This window comes from Nitrospira sp. (assembly GCA_005116745.1).
Classification (GTDB): domain Bacteria; phylum Nitrospirota; class Nitrospiria; order Nitrospirales; family Nitrospiraceae; genus Nitrospira_D.
The window spans coordinates 161601-181486 of sequence record SWDS01000010.1; the positions used below are offsets into that span (position 1 = coordinate 161601).

Genomic DNA, 19886 nt, shown 5'->3' on the forward strand with positions numbered 1-19886 from the left:
CTCGACGAGAGCCTTCAGGCTGGGGATCTGGCTGTGGTACAATGCGCCTTCTTTGAAGGTTGGGGGGCCATGCCGTTCTCGACTGCAAAATTTCTGAAGTTCCGAAGCGGCATGCAAAAACGCATCGGTTCACTCCGTTCAAAGACGGAAGACAGCTTGGAACTCGCCGTTGATACGATGATGGAAGAGCGAGTGGATGGGTTCTTCCAGGTCGAACAGGGGCTTGAGGAAGTCATCAAGTCCCTCATCGAGATCGAAGAAGAATTGGAGGCGATCCGAGATCTGAGCGGAGCCGTGCGCCTCGAGTCCAGACTGGAGTTTGTCGAAGACCGGTGGGATGAATTCGACAGCGAAATTCGTGAACGCCCTCGACGGCGTCGTAAGCGGGTTAGTCTCGCCGATATGCTCAAGGCTGCAAGCGGATCCGGACAGTTGTCGGAGAGTCCACATGCGGTGACGAACGCCGTGGATGCCTATGCGATCATGGGGGTGGAGTTCGGCAGTTCACTCGCCGATGTCACGGCCGCCTTTCGAATTAAGGCGAAACAGTTACACCCGGATGCGAACAACGGTGATCGCACCTCAGAACCGGAACTTCGCCGCATGTTGGAAGCCTATCAGTTTCTCAAGGAATATCTCAGCCTCAGCAATACGGAACCGATGTCGCCCCCGAATCGTTCCTACAGCCCGTCTGAGTGAGGCACGTGTACGATGACCACCCCACAGCACTACATCACAAGCGCCCCTGCACTCAATGAATTGTGCGAGCAATTGCGCGACAGCCCTCGCCTGGCGCTCGATACGGAATTTGTGGGTGAAGAGACGTTTGTGCCGAAGCTGGAACTGATTCAAGTTGCGACCGAACACACCGCCGCCATCATCGACTTTCCAGCCGTTTTCTCTGGGGGCGCTCTCGATCAGTTCTGGGAGATTGTCTGCGATGCGCGCGTTCAGAAGGTCGTGCATGCCGGGCGGCAAGACCTGGATCTCTTTGCCGTCCATGCCGGACAAATCCCCAAACCGTTCTTTGACACTCAGATTGCCGCAGCGATGGTTGGCTTCGGGCCTCAAGTCGCCTATGCCAATCTGGTCCAACGGGTGCATGGAAAGAGGCTGGACAAAGCCCATACCTTTACGAATTGGAGCGCTCGCCCGCTGTCCCACGATCAACTGGCCTATGCACTGGAGGATGTGACGTTTTTATTGGCCATCTATGACCATTTGCACAGCCGACTGTCGAAACTTGGACGCCTCCAGTGGGTGGATGAAGAGTTCTCTCGTCTTGAAGGGGCCGTCGGCGAGACTCGTCGTGAACCGCAAGAACGCTACCAACGCATACGAGGTTGGGATCAGCTCAAGCCGAAATCCGCCGTGGTGCTTCGGGAACTTGCCACGTGGCGCGAAGGGGAAGCGAAACGGAGAAATGTGCCACGCAGTCGGGTCGTCCGGGATGAAGTGCTGCTTCAGCTGGCGCGACAGCCACCACGACATCAGGATGAGTTGCGCAACGTGAGAGGTCTCCATCCGTCAGAAGTCGATCGCAATGGAGAGTCGATACTCGCAGCGATTTGCGCGGCGCTTGCACTTCCACCCTCGGCGTGGCCGGTGCTCACCAAGGAGCGAAAGCCTGAGCCTGAAGCGAACGGGTTTGTCGAGCTGCTGCAGGCGATCGTCAAAGCGCGTGCGCTGGAAGAAGAGATTGCGCCGACCTTGCTGGCCACCACGGCCGACCTTCAGGAGTTAGTCGAGGCCAAGACGAATCGATCGGCTCTGGATCTCCCACTCCTGAGGGGGTGGAGACGAATCTTGGTAGGCGAGCTGCTACTGGACGCGCTGGACGGAAAGGTCGCCTTCACCGTTGATCAAGGCACACGGACGCTCCGGTGGTCGCCCTCAGAGCCTGTCTCCGATCGCTGAGTGATCCCGCTTGCGTGGAACTCCGTCTCCGATCGCACGTCATTGAGGTTCGGAGTCCAGAACCTACAAGAGCTTTTTAATCGAGTCCGCCGGTCTTGCCAGCACTGCCTGGTCGCCTTTCTCCACGATCGGCCGTTGAATCAGATCTGGGTGTTTCACCATCAGGTCAAGGAGCTCATCATCGGAGAGCTGTTTCTTTGCCAGGCCCAGTTCTTGATAGATATCTTCTTTGGTTCGCAGCACCTCTTTAGGGGAGAGGCCAGCCTTCTTCAAGATGGCTTTTAACTGTGCTTTGGTAAACGATTGCTCGTAGTAGTTGATGGCCTTGAAGGGTTTGCCGCTGTCCTTGAGCATCTGTACGGCTTGTCGGCACGTCGTGCAGGTCGGTTTGTGATAAATCGTGATATCTGCCATAGTCACTCCTTGGTGAGAAGACGCGTCTTGACGAGTTTTTTCAGCCTATGATTAGATCCCAGTCGGTGGTGTTCTTGCAACAAGGTCGCGTATGCCGTGGGTCGGAACCAGCTCTGCCGGTCAGTTCGCGTGTGCCACTGCCTCCCAGCGAACACTCAAGGATCTCCGCATCAAGCGTAAAGGTCAGCCGGTCTTTGTCCTTGGGCATATGCTTGCTCGCAAAGGACAGGAAGCGACGTTCGAATCCTTCAACGACCGACTTGCCGTGGTCAAGTTTAGTGACGAGGGGCTGGTTGGGTATGACCCACAAGAGCTCCTCCTTCCGACTGAACTCGATGAGCACGGCGTTCCCTATTTTGAGATCCGATCCTGCCTATCCTGTGGGATGCTCTTCCCCCTCACGCTAGAGGAACGCGAGTCAGATCAGGAACCGGAGCAGTGCCCAGACTGTACCATCTGACGATCAGCATTACCCACAGGATGTTCAAAAGACCTTCCAGCAAGGCCGCAGCAAGCGAAGAGGCGAGGCGTACGCTGCGGTACGTTGAGGCTCTGAGCGACGCGAGAACGACGCTGGAGGAATTTTTCAACATCCTGTCAGATGTTAATCGACAAAGGGGGCCACTTCCAATGCCTTTTTGAGTAGGCAATCTCCCGCATAGCCCTGTAACACCATCGGCAGCATGGCCCCGTCAATGGCGCGCAGGGAGTGGATCCGGAATCCCTCGGAAGACTTCTGGCCTTCGAGTTTGAGCGCATGGCAGATTTCCAATTGTTTCCAGGCTAAGTTTGACAGGATGTGATCGGATGCCAGCAGCTTCATGTCGGTGACCGATCCTTCGATTGCGACTTTCGCTGGAACCCGTGTCTTATCTTTGGGAAGCTCGCTGACAACGGCGAACGCGATCACATCCTCTTCTGTTCCGGCGGAGACCGTGTGCGCGACGCCGACCAGCACGATGAGAATGCTGCAGAGAAGGAAGGCTGGGTATCTCATTCACGTCCCTAGGTCATTACCTCGTCTGGCCCTGGTTGTGGATGCGCTCTGAATTCAGTATGCCAAGCAGAATTTTCCATTGCAAGAATGACGTACGGTCATGCTAGGGTAAAAAGAAGCACTACAAGAATTCTTTTCATGTGAGGATACATCATGCCCCATGATTTCATGCCAGGCTTGGCTGGTGTTCCTGCGGCGACCTCATCCATCAGCGATGTCGATGGTCAACGCGGCATACTGGAATACCGCGGTATCCGAGTTGAGACCCTGTGCGCCGAGTCATCGTACCTGGAAACCGCCTATCTCTTGCTGTTCGGGCATCTTCCATCAGCGGCTGAATTCCAACAGTGGACCACGGACGTGACCCATCATCGGCGCATCAAGTTCCGTATCATTGATTTGCTGAAGTGCCTTCCCGAACAGGGCCATCCCATGGATGCGCTTCAGGCGGCGGTGGCGGCACTCGGCATGTTTTATCCAGGCCGCCACGTCAAGGACGTCGAGAATAACTATTGGAGCGCGGTGCGACTGGTCGCCAAGCTACCGACGATCGTTGCAGCCTGGGCAAGACTGCGCCACGGTGATGATCCGATCCCGCCGCGGGATGATCTCGGATTCAGCGAGAACTTCTTATACATGCTCACTGAGTCAGTTGCTCCATCCGTGTGGGCGGATATCTTTGATGACTGTTTAATTCTTCATGCCGAACACACCATGAACGCATCCACGTTTACGGGACTGGTCACGGCTTCGACGCTGGCTGATCCCTATACGGTTGTGGCTTCGTCGATCGGCGCGCTGAAAGGCCCCCTGCACGGGGGCGCAAACGAAGAAGTGGTGGTGATGCTCCAGGAGATCGGTACGGCGGAGAAGGCGAGACCGTACGTTGAACGTGCCTTGCAGAATAAGAAAAAACTGATGGGCTTCGGCCATCGTGTCTACACGGTCAAGGACCCTCGTGCCACGGTCCTACAGGAACTTTGTCGGCGCTTGTTTAAGGAATGCGGCAGCTCGCCTCTCTATGAAATTGCCTTGGAAGTGGAGACGACGGCTGGAACAATGCTGAACAGCAAGGGCATCTACCCGAACGTCGATTTCTACTCCGGCATCATTTACGACAAGATGAGGATTGATGTCGATCTCTTTACTCCACTGTTTGCCATGTCGCGGGTGTCGGGTTGGTTGGCCCATTGGCTGGAGCAGTTGCGGGAAAACAAGCTGTTTCGGCCTGATCAAATCTATTCCGGCGAGCATAACCGTCCCTACGTGCCTATTGATCAGCGATAATCCATGTATTTGCGATGCAGTGCAGGCTCTTGACTTTCCCATCGGTCGAGTTATCTGTCAGGTAGGCAGTTGAATCGACGCGGCGCCAGCGACGATAACCTGACAACCAAATACGAATCCAAGAGGAGGTTGCTATGGCACTCGTACGATGGGATCCGTTCCGTGAATTGGAAGAAGTTTCAGACCGGTTGAATCGGATGTTTGCGCGCCCCGCTGAGTCGCGAACCAACGGGAAAGAGACCATGATCGTGGCGGATTGGACGCCGTCGGTGGACATCAGTGAAACAGAACAGGAGTATCAGATCAAAGCGGAAATTCCCGATGTGAAGAAAGAAGACGTCAAGGTGACGGTGGAAGACGGCGTGCTCACGATTCAGGGCGAGCGAAAACACGAGAAGGAAGAAAAAGGAAAGAAGTACCATCGGATCGAGCGGTCCTATGGCAGCTTCGTCCGGACCTTCTCGTTGCCTGATGTGATTGAAGAGGAAAAGGTGAAAGCCGAGTTCAAGGATGGGGTGCTTAACCTCCATCTGCCGAAGTCGGAGAAGGCGAAGCCGAAGGCTATCGAAGTGAAGGTGGCGTAAGCTGCCTTGATTAAGGTTCCTGAGAACAAAGGCCCGCCTCATCAGGCGGGCCTTTGTCTTTGAGGTTTCCCCACCTGGGCACTGGTTCCCGTGATCGCTCATCGGGTCATTTGGTGCATCGAAGGCTAGGGCCCTATCGGATCTACTCATAGGGTCATCTTTGCGTATTGTGTATTTGATGAAACCGAGTAGAGTGCGCAGCACTATCCTCAGTGTCATCGGCATGCGCAAGGGCTGACGCCTATGGTAATGCCAGCCGCTTCACACGGATCCAATCAGTCAGGCAGATCGTTGCCATAATCTCTCCTGATACGAGACAGGAGGCGAACGTCATCGCGATTTTAATGGTAATCAGGCAGGAAATAGATAAATTATGATGGAGGTCTTGATCGGTATTCTGTACACATGAAAAAAGGCGTGTCGGCCGTTGGCTCAGCTGTCGACCCTATTCAAACACCTGACCTGTTTGAGGAGGCCAAGATGAAAACTCTCAGCTATTCGCTGGTGATAGTCGGAATGGTGCTGGCACTCGGGGGTGTGGTGGCCGTCTTTGACTTCGACCAGCCTTCGGATGTGTTTTCGTTAGCCTGGTGGATGATCGTCGGTGGATGGGGCCTTGCATTGATAGGCATGGGGATCGATATCGTGCATGTATTCAGGATTGCTAAATGCGAACCAGCGTACGTATTCCAGCCGAAGACGAATAGAGCTGACGGAGTCGAGGGAGAAATCGCTCGTATGTGATGATCTGATAGGAGCCCATCACGCTGGGCCGCTCGCCTAGGATGAGCGATCGGAATGGATCGTTGGATTCACTGATTGTCGCAAAGGCCACCTTCTCAGGTGGGCCTTCTTATTTGTCGGTACACCGCTCCTAGCTCACTCATTCCAAACTGATTCATCGAGTGAGACCTCAAGACATACTGCCTGCCATTGTTGGCGTGGGTTCGAAAACGCTAGAGATCTCCGCGTGGCGACAGCCGAGAATTTCAGGCCATGTCAGGGGGAGTCATGCTGTCTGCTCTTGTGAAAGTGAGCGGGCTAAGTTTATCATGACGCCCGCAAGGAGTTGGAACCTCTTACCCTGGAGCACTGTGCATGAAACAGGATCAGAACAAGCCGTCAGCATCGACTCGAATGGAACGAGACACCATGGGGGAACTGGCTGTTCCCGTTGAGGCCTATTACGGAGTACAGACCGCACGCGCGATCGAGAATTTTCCGATCAGTTCGCTGCGCATGCCGCGAGCAGTCATCCGAGCCATGGGGATGATCAAGCGGGCTGCCGCGACGGTGAATCACTCCTTTGGATTGTTGGATAAAAAACCTGCTGAGGCGATCAACCTGGCGGCGACTGAAGTGGTCGATGGCAAGCTGGATGCCGAGTTCCCGGTCGACATTTTTCAGACGGGGTCCGGTACGTCCACCAATATGAATACGAACGAGGTGATCTCTAACCGCGCGACGGAGTTGCTGGGTGGCGCGCGTGGCAGCAAGCTGGTGCATCCGAACGACCATGTGAATTTAGGCCAATCGAGCAATGATGTGATTCCAACCGCTATTCACATTGCTGCGTCGGAAATGATGCAGCAGCAGCTGCTGCCAGCGCTGACTCGATTGCATAAGGCGTTGAAGCGTAAGGCGAAGGAGTTTGATCAGATTGTGAAAATTGGGCGTACGCATCTACAAGATGCGACGCCGGTTCGCCTTGGGCAGGAATTCGGTGGCTACGCTCGCCAGATCGAGCTCGGTATTCAGCGGGTCAAGCAAGCCCAAGCCGCCTTGATCGAAGTCGCATTGGGTGGAACCGCAGTGGGCACAGGGTTGAACTGCCATCCGCAATTTTCGAAAAAAGTCATGGCCATTATTTCCAAAGAGACTGGCTGTTCGTTTAAGGAAGCCAAGAATCATTTTGAGGCTCAATCGGCACAAGACTCCCTTGTGGAGGCGAGCGGGTGTCTGCGCACCGTGGCCGTGAGTCTCATGAAGATTGCCAATGATATTCGATGGCTTGGTTCAGGGCCTCGGTGCGGACTTGGCGAAATCAATGTGCCCGAGACGCAGCCTGGTTCTTCGATCATGCCGGGGAAGGTCAATCCGGTGATCGCCGAGTCTGTCACGATGGTCTGCGCGCAAGTGATCGGGAACGATGTGACGGTGACCATCGGTGGGCAGGCAGCGAACTTCGAGCTCATCGTCATGATGCCGGTGATGGCGTACAATCTTCTTCAGTCCATTGAGCTGTTAGCCACCGCCTCCAACAATTTCTCGGTCAAGTGTATTGAAGGGATCAAGGCGAACGAAGAGCGATGCAAGAGCCTCATTGAAGAAAGCCTGGCAATGTGTACTGCGTTGGCGCCGGAGATCGGCTACGAAGCTGCGGCCAAACTGGCGAAGGACGCCTACAAGTCAGGCAAGACGGTCAGACAGATGGCAAAAGACCAAAAGGTCTTGCCGGATAAACGTCTCGCGCAGCTCCTCGATCCTTGGCGTATGACCGAACCGGGTGGACCGGTGGGGAGCGCGGGAGGGTAGCTGAACCGCATGCGGGGATTGTCTTACGCGAGCTGGTCGGTATACTGAAGCATGATGAGGTCAGTCGGCGACAGGCATTTCTTCAGGCTCGGTCTCGTGGTTGTGCTCGTTGCAGGCACGCTCGGCGGGTGTGCCGCAACCGTGCGTCAGCCTGTACCGGATCAGAGGAGTATGATTCCTACGATGGGCACACGGGGAGCTCATTGCTGTGCCATGGTACAGGGCGTTCCACGGCAGATGGCGCTGGCGAAGACAGCGGTGAGATTTGTCGGACAGTCCCGCATTCAGGTGGATGGACGGAACTATACTCCAGATTGCTCAGGCTTTGTTCGAGGCGTCTACGCCTCGCAGCTGGTGGACTTGTACGGTGGGCTCGGCGAACTTGATGGCGGTAACGGCGTCGGGCGTATCTTTACCCATATGGTAGAACATGGGCGAATTCACTATGGACCCACTGTCCATCCTGGAGATCTGGTATTTTTCCACAACACCTGGGATTTCAACCGAGATGGATTGCCGAACGACCCGCTCACGCATGTCGGTGTCGTTGAGAAGGTGGACCTCGATGGGACCGTGGTGTTCGTCAGTTCGGTGTCAGCAGGGATTGAACGGTATCGCATGAATCTCAAGCATCCGGACACACGCAAAGCCCCGGATGGGCGAGTGCTCAACGATTTCCTCCGACGCAAGCACGTGGGCGACGCCCGTGGGACCTATTACCTTGCGGGGCGACTATTTGCCGCGTTTGGAACCCTTGCTCATTAACTCGTGTGCCGAATTCCTGTCATGTCCTCCTGAATTCGACGTATCCCTTTGATCACCATGTTTCTTCTTCTACCGAACTCCGGGAGAACTTGATTGATGCCAACCATATGGCTGGAATGTTCTGTACAATGCGAATGTCCAGAATAACCGCATCCTGCTCACTCTTAGAGAGCGCGGACCGCTGACGCGTTCGGAAACATAGGCTCATGAGACCGATGACAACTGAAACGACTCAAATTTCCCCTGATGTGGTGCAGGTCAAGATTGTTCCGATCATTGCCAAGGAGCTCAGCGTTGGGGCCCATCAAGTTGCAGCAGCGATCACGCTGCTCGACGAAGGGGCCACGGTGCCCTTCATTGCGCGCTATCGGAAAGAGGCGACTGGTAACCTGGACGATACACACCTGCGCACGCTGGAGGAACGGTTGCTCTATCTGCGCGAATTGGAGGAGCGCCGCACTGCTGTCTTGGTTTCGATCGAGGAACAGGGGAAGCTCACGGATGCATTGCGGGCGAGCATTGAGGCCGCGGCCACCAAGCAGGCTGTCGAAGATCTGTACCTCCCCTTCAAACCGAAGCGACGCACACGCGCGCAGATTGCCCGCGAAGCTGGGTTGGAACCGTTGGCCGATAGTCTCTTGGCTGATCCGAGGTTGGATCCCGAGCAAGAAGCGCTCAAGTACATACGCGTTGTGCCGGCTGCCGAAGGGGTGGAGGCGATCAATGTGCCTGATGCCAAGACTGCGCTGGAAGGGGCACGGGACATTCTGATGGAGCGGTTTGCGGAAACGGCCGATCTCTTAGCCGTGTTGCGGACTCGGCTGTGGGATCAGGGTGTCCTCACGTCGACGGTGATGAAAGACAAGGAAACGGCGGAAGAGGAGAAGTTTCGTGACTACTATGCGTATGCGGAGTCGATCAAGACTATACCGTCGCATCGGGCTCTTGCATTATTCCGAGGTCGTTCGCTGGGAGTCTTGAAACTTGAATTGGGTTTAGGTGAGGCGCTGGACAAGGTCGTTCCCCATCCCTGCGTATCAACGATTGCGGCTCACGCGGGCATCGAAGATCGAGGGCGATCTGCGGACAAGTGGCTAGCCGGTGTGTGCGAATGGACGTGGCGTGTCAAGATGCATCTCCAGATCAGTACCGAACTCTTGGTGCAGTTGCGCGAAGCCGCCGAGGCCGAGGCGATCAAGATTTTTGCCAGGAATCTGCATGAATTGTTATTGGCGTCACCGGCTGGGCCAAAAGTGATCCTCGGTTTGGATCCAGGTATTCGCACCGGATGCAAAGTGGCGGTGGTCGATGCCACAGGGAAATTATTGGCGACCGAAACCATCTATCCGCATCAGCCTCGCAATGATTGGCAGGGGTCGTTGCAGGCACTTGTTCGTCTCGTCGTTCAACATGGCGTGGAATTGCTGTCCATTGGGAATGGAACGGCTAGTCGTGAGACGGATAAGTTGGCGGGTGAGGTGATCAAGCTGGTCGCCACGCAACGACCAGAACACAATGTTATGAAACTCGTGGTGAGTGAGGCAGGGGCGTCGGTCTATTCGGCCTCGGCCTTTGCCGCGGCCGAGTTCCCAGAGTTGGATGTCAGTGTGCGAGGCGCGGTGTCGATTGCTCGGCGCGTACAGGATCCGTTGGCCGAGCTGGTGAAGATTGAGCCGAAGGCGATCGGAGTGGGACAGTATCAGCATGATGTTGATCAGCGGGCCTTGGCTCGGTCGCTGGATGCTACGGTTGAAGATTGCGTCAACGCCGTCGGCGTGAACGTCAACACGGCTTCGGTGCCTTTATTGGAACGGGTCTCGGGCCTCAATAAGGCATTGGCCAGGAATATTGTGGACTATCGCAACGCAAACGGGCCGTTTCTAAATCGGTCGGCGATTCGCAAGGTTCCGCGTCTTGGTGAAAAAACATTCGAACAGGCGGCAGGCTTTCTGCGCATCCCCGATGGCGACAATCCCTTGGATCGGTCCGCGGTGCACCCAGAGGCCTATCCGGTGGTTGAGCGCATTCTGACGCGACTGGGAGCCGGGATTACCGACGTGATGCGTCAGCCGGCGGTCTTGAAGGGCTTGGCGCCGGCTGATTTTACCGATGAGCAATTCGGGGTGCCGACGGTACGGGATATTTTTGTCGAGCTGGAAAAGCCAGGCCGAGATCCTCGTCCAGAATTCAAAACGGCAAGTTTCCGGGAGGGGGTTGAATCTCTGAGCGATCTGCAGGCCGGCATGGTGTTGGAGGGAGTGGTCACGAATGTGGCGGCCTTCGGGGCCTTCGTGGATATCGGCGTGCATCAGGATGGGCTTGTGCATGTGTCGGCGCTGGCCAATAAATTTATCAAAGATCCACACGAGGTGGTCAAACCGGGTCAGATCGTCAAGGTGAAGGTCATCGACGTTGATCTGAAGCGTCAGCGGATTGCACTGACGATGCGTCTGGAGGATGCGGCCAGCCGTCCATCTGGTCAGGCACAGCCTGGGAGCCAGGCAACACGTGACTCGCGTGGGCGTGGGCCGTCGGTGTCTAGCCAGACGGCGCGAGCGCCTCAGCCGATCAGCGCGATGGCGTTGGCATTGGCAAAGGCGAGACAGAAGTCATAATAAACATCCAATCGAACAGGCGTTAGGGAAAGCGATGGGTTATCCCTCTACTAGACCCTCAATCCTAACCCTGCTCAGTTGACGCATGAAGGAAAGTGTCCTAAAGTGATGTTCTGCGAGGTGATCGGCCATGGCTACCGATACGATGAAACAAAAGATTCTGCAGGTCGTCCAGGGGCTTCCTGACACGGCCACATTTGAGGACGCGATCGAACGGCTCTGTTTCCTCGCAAAGGTCGAAGAGGGCATACGCCAATCTGATGCCGGTGAAACGGTGCCTCATGCCGAAGCCGTTCGTCAGCTCCTCACATGACTCCGCTGATCTGGACTCGTCGAGCCATAGAAGATGTTCGCTCCATCAGGCAGTTCATTGCCCAAGACTCTCCTCACTACGCTGAACTTGTCAGGCAACAACTGATTGCAGCAGTCGAGCGATTGCCTACCTTCCCTCAATCCGGACGTGTCGTCCCGGAAGCCAATAATCCAGCGATTCGGGAGGTGATCCAAGGCTCCTACCGAATCGTCTATCGGCTCATTCATGGCGAGATCCATATTCTCACCGTTCACCACGCCGCCCGCCTCCTCCATTTGGAGTCGTGATTTCGTGTACTTTTGGGTGGTATTGCAGCACAGCATTCAATGCACATGCCCGGCCCCAACCTGATCCTCAATTTCTTGAAGACCAGCACGAGGTGGTCAAACCGGGGCAGATCGTTAAGGCGAAGGTGATCGATGTCGATCTGAAGCATCAGCGGATTGCGCTGACGATGCGACTTGAAGATGCCGCGAGCCGCCCATCTGCTCAGGCACAGCCTGGGAGCCAATCCGCGCGTGACTCGCGCGGGCGTGGGCCGTCGGTGTCGAGCCAGGCGGCGCGAGTGCCTCAGCCGATCGGGGCGATGGCGTTGGCATTGGCGAAGGCCAGGCAAAAGTCATAAGGAACGTCCTATCGTAAGGGGAGGTACACAGAGCAATAGTCAATGACTCATCTCAAGTTGCGTATATGCTTTCTCAAGGTCGGCAGAAGTGGCTCTGGGGATGGTTGTTTCAATTGCTGAGAAGAAATCTATACCTGCAAGAAGGGCAAGTCTGGTCAAGGTACAAACTTTCAACCGGATAGCTGAAAGTTCTTTGCTCGAAGGCGATATAGAGCCGTGCATCAGTTTAGAGCGGTAATCGTATATTTTCTTTGCTAGGATGTGACTTTCGCTGTATTGGTCCTGGTTCCCAACAGAACTGAGTAGCGCAGCTCTTCGTGTGAGTATATTGGTGATGGTTGAAGATTTCTTTGTTATTGTCATTCGTTCAAGGGCTGCAACGTACTTCACAATTGCAGAAGCCGAATTCAACTCCCTCACCCCTTGCCCATACCAATTCAGGCTATCGAGGAATCTTTGCGTCAGATGAGAAGTTTTTTGTGGATCTTGTAGACCTGTAAGGGCATTTCCAACGAGGGCGAGGTACCATCCTCCTTGTTGGTTTAACCTTTCAAACCATCCATCTGGTGCATGCCTATCTTGCCATTCGCGATTAATCGAGAACCCAATCCGACCTGAGTTGTCTTGTCTAAGGGAGGCACTCTCAGAAAGAGCAACAGGGGTGTGTGCCTGCCGGAATCTTGCCGTATAGGAGTTGCCAATGAGCAGGCGTAAAGCGTCAAGGGCTCCTTCGACGGTTGCACTGGCTCTGAGAGCAGATGTTGGTTCATCACATTGAGGCACTGTTGTCTGAGCGACCCAAGGAAAGCGTGAGTAATAGGGGATTACATCTCGTCTCACTAACTCAGGGTCTCGTGAGGTAATCATTTCTGAATTGTCTTTTAAGAAGTCCTTCATCCAAATGAATCTTACGGGTCCAATCTCAAATTGATCAGGAATCTTATCTAAGAAAACGACGCAGGGTACAAAGTGGGTAAGGTCATAGATCCGTTTCTTGACCGTTTTAATTGCAGCTGCGAGCATTCTAGCGACTTGTCTTTCATTCACCTGTCTCTCTTCTTTGAGAAATCTACTGAGTAGTTCTTTGGTCACAGCTTTACGGAACCTATCTTGGTCAATGCGTTGGTCCAGATCGCCTTGTGTTACGAGATAGCGCTTTGATATTTCTCCAATCTTGAAGTAGGCCTCTTTCCCACAGGGGAGTAATCCACTCTCTTCAGGGTGTGGGATATGATAGCCCCAATTCTGGTCTCGTCGCATAAATGTGCGCAGGTCATGTGCCGACATGGCTGACAACCGGTGAACCTCAGAGACAACGAATGTGATATCTCTGATATTCTGTTGGGCTATAGTCATCTGTGGTTCGTTAATAGCCATGTCAGATTATGATTTGGCTTAGCCTGACTCGCCGTAATAGTTGTTGGATAACTCCCGAAACACTCCTCGTCTTGCTGAGGAATTGTTTGCTGCCTTTGGCCTTCGCTTGTGCTACCCGTATTTGATTTTGAGCGAGACGATGCCAAGCTGGAGAAGAAGGGTCACTGCATTGGCCAGAATCACGGGCAAGGAATCGATCCAGATTCCGTAGATCAGCCATAGCAGCACGCCGATCGTGAACGTCAGCACCATCCCCCAGGATAGATCGCCAGTCGATTTTGATTTGAAGGCCTTTGCGAGTTGAGGAATAAAGGCAACCGTGGTCAAGGTCCCGGCCGTTATCCCCAGGATCATGGCTCCGTCCATTGCCTATACCGGCCATTTTTCTTCGCGCCACGCCATGTCCCAGAACATCCACTCATAGCGTGAACTGACGATGAAAGAGTCTTCCATGCGCCGGAGTTCTTCTTTGCCGGCGGTCTTGGCCCACTGATCGACTTTCTTTCGCATCCACAGCTGGACTTGGGCAAACTCCGGCGACGCATACAGCATGAGCCAGTCGCGGTAGGGATGATTCTTGGGCGGCGCACCTTTCTTCAGAAGGTGTTGTCCCACAACGCAATAGACCCAGGCGCAGGGGAGCGTGACGACGGTGATCTCTGCCGCGGTGCCTGAGGCGGCGACGGCCAGCATATGTCTGGTGTAGGCATAGTTCGTTGGCGCCATCGGCACAGAGGTCATCTGCTTCGCCGTCAGTGCCCATTTCTTTCCGTAGCTCTCGTGCAGGCTCCGCTCGACGATGATGGTCTCTTCTGCCAGCTTATTGAACCGCAAGGCCGATTCCGAATCAGGGGCTTTCAGCGCGGCGGCGGAAAACACACGTGCCAGATCGCCGAGAAATCTAGCGTCTTGCAGAATGTAATATTTGAATTTCTGCTCAGGCAATGTGCCGTTGCCGAGGGCCACAACGAAAGGATGGCTCAGCTGGGCATCCCAGATGGATGTGGCGAGCTTGCGCAGGTGGTTTGAAAATGACATAGGCTACTCCTTTTGGTATGTGTTGAGGCTCTCACGCACGAGAGGCATCTCACGCCATATACTGTACTGTCAGATGTAGGAAACCCAGGGTCCTGACATACGATTCATGCCGTCTAGGGCTGCGACTTTGTAACATTCAGCCAGGGTCGGATAATTGAAAACCGTGTCGATAAAATAATTGATCTTGCCGTGAAAGGCCATAACGGCCTGGCCGATGTGGATGAGCTCAGTCGCGCCCTCGCCGATAACATGAACGCCCAGTAGATGTTTGGTGTCTCGGTGGAACAGCAGCTTGAGCATGCCGGTGTCGTCGCCGATGAGCTGTCCGCGGGCAATCTCCCTGTAACGGGCGATGCCAACACCAAAGGGGATGGCTGCCTGGGTAAGTTCTTCCTCGTTTCGTCCCACCATTGAGATTTCAGGAATGGCGTAGATGCCATATGGGAGGAGCGAGGTGTCCGTGCGATCCGAGTGTCCAAACGCATGGCAAGCCGCGTGGCGGCCCTGTTGCATCGACGTCGAGGCCAGTGCCGGAAAACCGATGACATCACCGGCTGCATAGATGTGAGGAATCGAGGTTTGGAGGTGTTCATTCACGGTCACCCGTCCTCGGGTATCCGGGTGCAATCCGATGGCTTCCAGATTGAGCGTCCGTGTCGCCCCGACGCGACCGATCGCGTACATGAGTGTCGACGTCTGGATCGGCCGGTTGTTCCGCAAGGACACGTGAATAGAGTTGTTCTGCTCTCGCGTGATCGCGAGGACTTCTTCATCGTGATACAGCGTCACACCGAGATTTTTCATGCATTGTTGGAGCGTGTCAATGATCTCAGCGTCCACGAATTCCAACAACCGCGGTCGTTTGTCGATAAGGGTGACGGGGATTCCTAAGGCAGCGAGCATCGAGGCGTATTCCGTTCCGATCACGCCGCCTCCGACAATGACGATGGTGTCGGGGATGTGTTTCAGGGTCAGGAGGCCGTCTGTATCGATGACCGCATGGTCGTCGAACGGAATGTGGGACGGCCGAGCCGGTTCTGTCCCCACGGCGATGACAATATAGTCCGCCGTCAGCTCAAGCGCGCCATGATCTCGTTGAATGCGAAGACGATGGGGATCGAGAAAGCTGGCGGAACCAAACACCATATCAACCTGATTCCGGGCCATCTGATTCTGCACGATTTCGATCTCGTGTTTGATGATATGATTCGCGCGGAAGGCCAAGTCTTCGATCGTGATCTTCTTCTTGACGCGGTAGTCATCTCCGTAGATATTCCGCTGTCGAAAACCGGAGAGGTAGAGTACCGCTTCGCGGAGGGATTTGCTTGGGATGGTGCCGGTATTGATGCAGACTCCACCAACAACGGCCTTTCGCTCGATGATCCCGACCTTCCTGTTGAGCTTGGCTGCCTGAATGGCAGCCTTTTGGCCGGCAGGTCCCGTGCCGATGACGAGCAAATCGTAATGAGCCATGAGAGTGTTGGGAAGGTAAGGAGGTACCTGAGAGAGCGACTCAACGCTCCCCCAGGATCTCAGCTTCGAGCGATCTTCTGGCTAACTCTCCGTCACCAATCGACGAGCAAATTGCAAGGCTTCTTCCATATCCGGGAGTTGAGTGAGCTCCGGGGTAACTTGAAGATAACGAATGGTGTTCGTCTTATCGACGACCAGGACCGCTCTCGTCAAAATGTGCGGCCCTTCCAAAAAGAGACCATGCGTCTTGCCAAACTCGGCACCTCGGTAGTCGGACAGGAAGGTGACGTTGGCGATTTTCGCTTCTGCCGCAAACCGTTTTTGGGCGAAGGGCGTATCGACGCTCACGGTGATGAGTTCGACCATCTTATCAAGGCCTTTATTGCGCTCGCTCAGAAGATGCGTCTGTTGTTCGCAGACCGGGGTGTCGAGCGAAGGGACCACACTGATGATACGGACTTTTCCCGCGCCTTTGGTCTGCGCGATGTTCACGAGGGACAAGTCGTTCTGCGCGACCTTCACATCGCGGAGCGCATCTCCGACTTTGACTCCGTTACCGGCGAGCGTTAACGGGTCGCCCTTGAAGAGGACCTTGTTGCCTTCCCCGGCAACAGCAGTTCCATTTGCCACCGGCATATTCTTGTAGGAAAAGCCAGCGCCACTTGACCCTCCTATCGTTTGACATCCAACAAGGCCAAGCGAAAGGCACAGCGTGGTGCCAATGAAACCAGCATATCTCGTCTGCATCGTAGGCTCCTTTTTGAAGATAACGAGTGGGGATCCCACTCGACCCCTCTGTTCAGGGTGACGGTTGAATATACGCGATCATCGATCGGTTGACCAGGTCCGGCCGTTCCCATTGCGGCATGTGACCGGCCTTGGGAATTCTGACGAACGTGGATCTGCGAATGCGGTCGTGGAGCTCTTCACCCACAGCCAGAGGGAACACCCGATCGTGTTCACCCCAGATGATCATGGTTGGGTGCGTAATGCTGCTGAGGTGTGGGGCGAAATCGGTTTCCCAGGAAGGGAGGGCATTCCTGACGGCCATGATGGGCTTGATGATACCGGGGCGTCGGCGGTTCTGGTTGGTCCGTTCGATGACGGCCGGGGTGAGGAGGGTGTGGTCGTGGACGATTTCTTTCAGGACGGAATCGGTGACCAGCCCACCGAACAGCCAGTTGCCGAAGGAGACGAGCCAGGAAGGGGCTCGAGATTCCAGAGCTTGCTTGAACGACCGGCTGGTGAGCTTGGCCATGACCTGAGACGGGAGTCCGCTGATGAGCACGAGCTTATCGACACGGGTGGGGTGGGTCAAGGTCATGCCAATGGCCAACCCTGCGCCCATGGAATTGCCGACTAGCGTGGCGTGAGGAATCTGCAGGGCGTCCATGAATCCGATACAGAAGTCCAACATCTGATCCGGCAGGTACTCAATGTCCGGTTTATCGGACAACCCAGAGCCGGGAAGGTCGAGCGTCAGAGTGCGAAAATGTTGAGACAAGGCATGTTGCTGATGTTCCCATTGCCACATGGATCCGCCAAAGCCGTGGATGAGGATGACTGGCGGGCCAGTACCGACATCGAGATAGGCTATTCGTTGACCATGGACGAGAACGGTGTTGATGGGGATGCGTTCTATCGGGGTGCGTTCCAACGTTTCAAAATAGGGCGGGATCTGTGAGGGTGGAGCACAGGCGGTCATGAGCGACGATACAAGACAGAGGACAAGGATGTTGCAAAAGCCTGCCAGCGTCGTTCTCGCATCACTCAAGGCCTCAACGTACCAAACGCGTACGCTTCGGCCTTTCGCTCGCTGCGGCCTTGCTGGACGAGCTTGTTCATCATGCTCTAAGAGTCTGCGATGAGCCTTTAGCTTCGTGCAATGGATGTGCAATGCTCTCCATTGATAGTTTTGTCATAGCCTCTCGATATGCAGCACAAGCCCCCCAGGCTTGCGGTGGCATGAGGTCGAGCCGGTGGTGGGATTACTCCAGTTGGATGACGGTTTCATCCGTCTTCACATTGTCGCCCTCGGCAGTCAGGATCGCAACGACTTTCCCATCGATTGGCGCCGGCACCCGGCTTTCCATCTTCATCGCTTCAATGATCAACAGAGGATCGCCAGTCTTGACGTGATCATCAACGGCTACCAACACCTTGACGACCCGACCGGGCATCGGTGGAGCCACATCGCCTGGCTTCGACGGCCTCGGCCGTTTTGGCTTTCCTCCTGATCCTGTTTCCTGGGACTCAGGGACACCGGCGAGCACTTCCTGGATGGGTTCGAGCGACACTTCTTCGAGCTTATCGTTGACACGGATATAGTAGGGCTTGCGTCCATCGATCTTTCGACCGGAACCTGAGACCTTGACGTGATAGGTTTCGCCATGCACCGTGACGTTGAATTCGACGGGAGCCAAGTGCAGTTCGTGAGCGGTCGTTGGGCCTTTGGCTGATCCCAATTCGAGCGGCTCGGGTGTGAGCTCGCCTTTCTCGCGGGCTTCGAAAAAGTCTTGAGCGATTGCAGGAAACAGCACGAACGACAGCTGGTCCTCGATGGTCTGAGCCGAGTCTGGAAGCTCTTTTTTCGCCTCATCTAATTCCGGCTCCAGGCGATCAGCCGGCCTGGTTTTGATTGGCGTTTCATCGCCGGTGGCGCGTGCCATCACGTCGAGATCGACCTGTCCAGGAGCACGGCCATATAATCCCAAGAAATAGTTTTTCGTTTCGGTGGTGATGACTTTATATCGATCACCGGTCAACACATTGAGTGTCGCCTGCGTGCCGACGATTTGGCTGGTTGGGGTGACGAGTGGGGGATAGCCCATTTCCTTTCGCACACGCGGGACTTCGTCGAGGACTTCTTTCATCCGGTCCAGTGCGTTCTGCGCAGTGAGCTGTGCCGCCAGATTCGACAGCATCCCTCCTGGAATTTGTGACGTGAGAATCTCCGCATCGACACCAGTGAAGTCGCTTTCAAACTGGCGGTACTTGCGGCGAACCGTTCTGAAGTGTTCGGTGATCGGCTGGAACGATGCGAGCTCCAGTCCCGTGTCGTAGGGGGTATTCTGGAGCGATGCGACGACGGTTTCCGTTGCTGGGTGGGAGGTTCCCCCTGCCAGCGGAGAGATCGAGGTATCGAGCATGTCGAGGCCTCCGAGGATCGCCATCAACGAGGTCATGGACGCCATACCGGAGGTGTAATGCGAGTGAAGATGAAGGGGGACCTTGACGGCAGCCTTCAGCCGACGCACCAGATGGTAGGCGTCGAGAGGGGCCAAGAGTCCGGCCATGTCCTTGATACAAATCGTATCCGTCCCCAGATCTTCCAACTTCCTGGCCAGATCCACAAACCGGTTGATGCTATGGACCGGGCTGACCGTGTAACAGATGGTGGCTTCCGCATGTTTGCCGCAGGCTTTCACTTCGCTGACGGCCCGATCGAGATTCCGCACGTCGTTCAGGGCGTCGAAGATGCGGAAGACATCGATACCGTTCGTGGCCGACCGTTCGATGAACCGCTCCACCACGTCGTCGGCGTAATGGCGATAGCCGACCAGGTTTTGCCCGCGCAACAGCATTTGGAGCTTGGTGTTGGGCATCGCGGCCCGCAGGGCCCGGAGCCGTTCCCAGGGATCTTCTTTGAGGAAACGCAAGCAGGTGTCGAACGTGGCGCCGCCCCAGACTTCCAGCGACCAATAGCCGACCCCATCAAGTTTTTGTGCGATGGGCAGCATGTCTTCCGTGCGCATGCGCGTCGCTAGCAACGACTGATGGCCGTCCCGCAGCGCGACATCCGTGATCAGGACCGGTTTGCCGGCGGCCGGTGTGATCGTGAACTCGCTGGGGTGGGACGCGACGCTTTTTGAGGTCTTGATCGCCGGAGCGGACGATCTGGTCTTTTTCTTCGGTTTCTTCGTTGGTGGTCGTCTTTTCGCCATGA

General features: G+C 55.3%; 21 protein-coding genes. 12 read left to right on the forward strand and 9 right to left on the reverse strand.

Annotated features, from left to right (window positions below):
* The first annotated feature begins 69 nt into the window (after positions 1–69).
* Entirely contained in the window at positions 70–699 is a 630-nt protein-coding gene (locus tag E8D52_15545) for a J domain-containing protein (GenBank protein ID TKB65809.1), read from the forward strand.
* 12 nt (positions 700–711) lie between these two features.
* Entirely contained in the window at positions 712–1917 is a 1206-nt protein-coding gene (rnd, locus tag E8D52_15550) for a ribonuclease D (GenBank protein ID TKB65810.1), read from the forward strand.
* A 63-nt stretch (positions 1918–1980) separates the two neighbouring features.
* Here rnd and arsC read toward each other — a convergent pair whose 3' ends face one another.
* On the reverse strand, positions 1981–2331 hold the full coding sequence (gene arsC / locus E8D52_15555) for an arsenate reductase (glutaredoxin) (protein TKB65811.1): 351 nt from the start codon (positions 2329–2331) through the stop codon (positions 1981–1983).
* 91 nt (positions 2332–2422) lie between these two features.
* On the opposite strand from arsC, the gene E8D52_15560 reads away from it, so the two are divergent.
* Entirely contained in the window at positions 2423–2791 is a 369-nt protein-coding gene (locus E8D52_15560; protein TKB65812.1) for a hypothetical protein, read from the forward strand.
* 144 nt (positions 2792–2935) lie between these two features.
* Here the strand turns inward: E8D52_15560 and E8D52_15565 are convergent, their stop codons facing one another.
* Complete coding sequence (locus tag E8D52_15565; protein ID TKB65813.1) at positions 2936–3328, reverse strand: hypothetical protein; 393 nt, start codon at positions 3326–3328, stop codon at positions 2936–2938.
* 150 nt (positions 3329–3478) lie between these two features.
* Here E8D52_15565 and E8D52_15570 point away from each other — a divergent pair, with 150 nt between their 5' ends.
* The 9 genes from E8D52_15570 (at position 3479) to E8D52_15610 (ending at position 12052) form a co-directional block, all read left to right on the forward strand.
* The gene (locus E8D52_15570; protein TKB65814.1) at positions 3479–4615 is read left to right on the forward strand and encodes a citrate synthase; all 1137 of its coding nucleotides are present in this window, start codon (positions 3479–3481) and stop codon (positions 4613–4615) included.
* A gap of 134 nt (positions 4616–4749) precedes the next feature.
* Positions 4750–5199, forward strand: a complete 450-nt coding sequence (locus tag E8D52_15575; protein ID TKB65815.1) for an Hsp20/alpha crystallin family protein — start codon at positions 4750–4752, stop codon at positions 5197–5199.
* Positions 5200–5679: 480 nt separating this feature from the next.
* Positions 5680–5943, forward strand: coding sequence for a hypothetical protein (locus E8D52_15580; GenBank protein TKB65816.1), 264 nt, complete (start codon positions 5680–5682; stop codon positions 5941–5943).
* A gap of 354 nt (positions 5944–6297) precedes the next feature.
* Positions 6298–7734: a class II fumarate hydratase gene (locus E8D52_15585; GenBank protein TKB65817.1), complete on the forward strand. Its 1437-nt coding sequence runs from the start codon at positions 6298–6300 to the stop codon at positions 7732–7734.
* Between the two features lie 213 nt (positions 7735–7947).
* A complete protein-coding gene (locus E8D52_15590; protein TKB65818.1) occupies positions 7948–8499 on the forward strand; it encodes a hypothetical protein in 552 nt (183 codons plus the stop codon).
* Between the two features lie 215 nt (positions 8500–8714).
* Complete coding sequence (locus E8D52_15595) at positions 8715–11114, forward strand: RNA-binding transcriptional accessory protein (GenBank protein ID TKB65819.1); 2400 nt, start codon at positions 8715–8717, stop codon at positions 11112–11114.
* 130 nt (positions 11115–11244) lie between these two features.
* Complete coding sequence (locus tag E8D52_15600; protein ID TKB65820.1) at positions 11245–11427, forward strand: hypothetical protein; 183 nt, start codon at positions 11245–11247, stop codon at positions 11425–11427.
* Positions 11424–11714: a type II toxin-antitoxin system RelE/ParE family toxin gene (locus E8D52_15605; protein ID TKB65821.1), complete on the forward strand. Its 291-nt coding sequence runs from the start codon at positions 11424–11426 to the stop codon at positions 11712–11714. Before E8D52_15600 ends, E8D52_15605 begins: the two co-directional genes overlap by 4 nt.
* A complete protein-coding gene (locus tag E8D52_15610) occupies positions 11711–12052 on the forward strand; it encodes a S1 RNA-binding domain-containing protein (protein ID TKB65822.1) in 342 nt (113 codons plus the stop codon). The genes E8D52_15605 and E8D52_15610 overlap by 4 nt, the downstream gene beginning before the upstream one ends.
* Positions 12053–12091: 39 nt before the next feature.
* Here the strand turns inward: E8D52_15610 and E8D52_15615 are convergent, their stop codons facing one another.
* The 7 genes from E8D52_15615 to oadA all read right to left on the reverse strand — a co-directional run bounded on the left by E8D52_15615 (position 12092) and on the right by oadA (position 19884).
* On the reverse strand, positions 12092–13429 hold the full coding sequence (locus E8D52_15615) for a hypothetical protein (protein TKB65823.1): 1338 nt from the start codon (positions 13427–13429) through the stop codon (positions 12092–12094).
* A gap of 111 nt (positions 13430–13540) precedes the next feature.
* Positions 13541–13795, reverse strand: coding sequence for a hypothetical protein (locus E8D52_15620; protein ID TKB65824.1), 255 nt, complete (start codon positions 13793–13795; stop codon positions 13541–13543).
* 3 nt (positions 13796–13798) lie between these two features.
* On the reverse strand, positions 13799–14467 hold the full coding sequence (tenA, locus tag E8D52_15625; GenBank protein TKB65825.1) for a thiaminase II: 669 nt from the start codon (positions 14465–14467) through the stop codon (positions 13799–13801).
* A gap of 69 nt (positions 14468–14536) precedes the next feature.
* Positions 14537–15940: a Si-specific NAD(P)(+) transhydrogenase gene (locus E8D52_15630; protein ID TKB65826.1), complete on the reverse strand. Its 1404-nt coding sequence runs from the start codon at positions 15938–15940 to the stop codon at positions 14537–14539.
* An 81-nt stretch (positions 15941–16021) separates the two neighbouring features.
* Complete coding sequence (locus tag E8D52_15635) at positions 16022–16687, reverse strand: thiol peroxidase (protein ID TKB65827.1); 666 nt, start codon at positions 16685–16687, stop codon at positions 16022–16024.
* A 52-nt stretch (positions 16688–16739) separates the two neighbouring features.
* Positions 16740–17714, reverse strand: coding sequence for an alpha/beta fold hydrolase (locus E8D52_15640; GenBank protein TKB65828.1), 975 nt, complete (start codon positions 17712–17714; stop codon positions 16740–16742).
* Between the two features lie 214 nt (positions 17715–17928).
* Entirely contained in the window at positions 17929–19884 is a 1956-nt protein-coding gene (oadA, locus tag E8D52_15645) for an oxaloacetate decarboxylase subunit alpha (GenBank protein TKB65829.1), read from the reverse strand.
* Between the last annotated feature and the right edge of the window lie 2 nt (positions 19885–19886).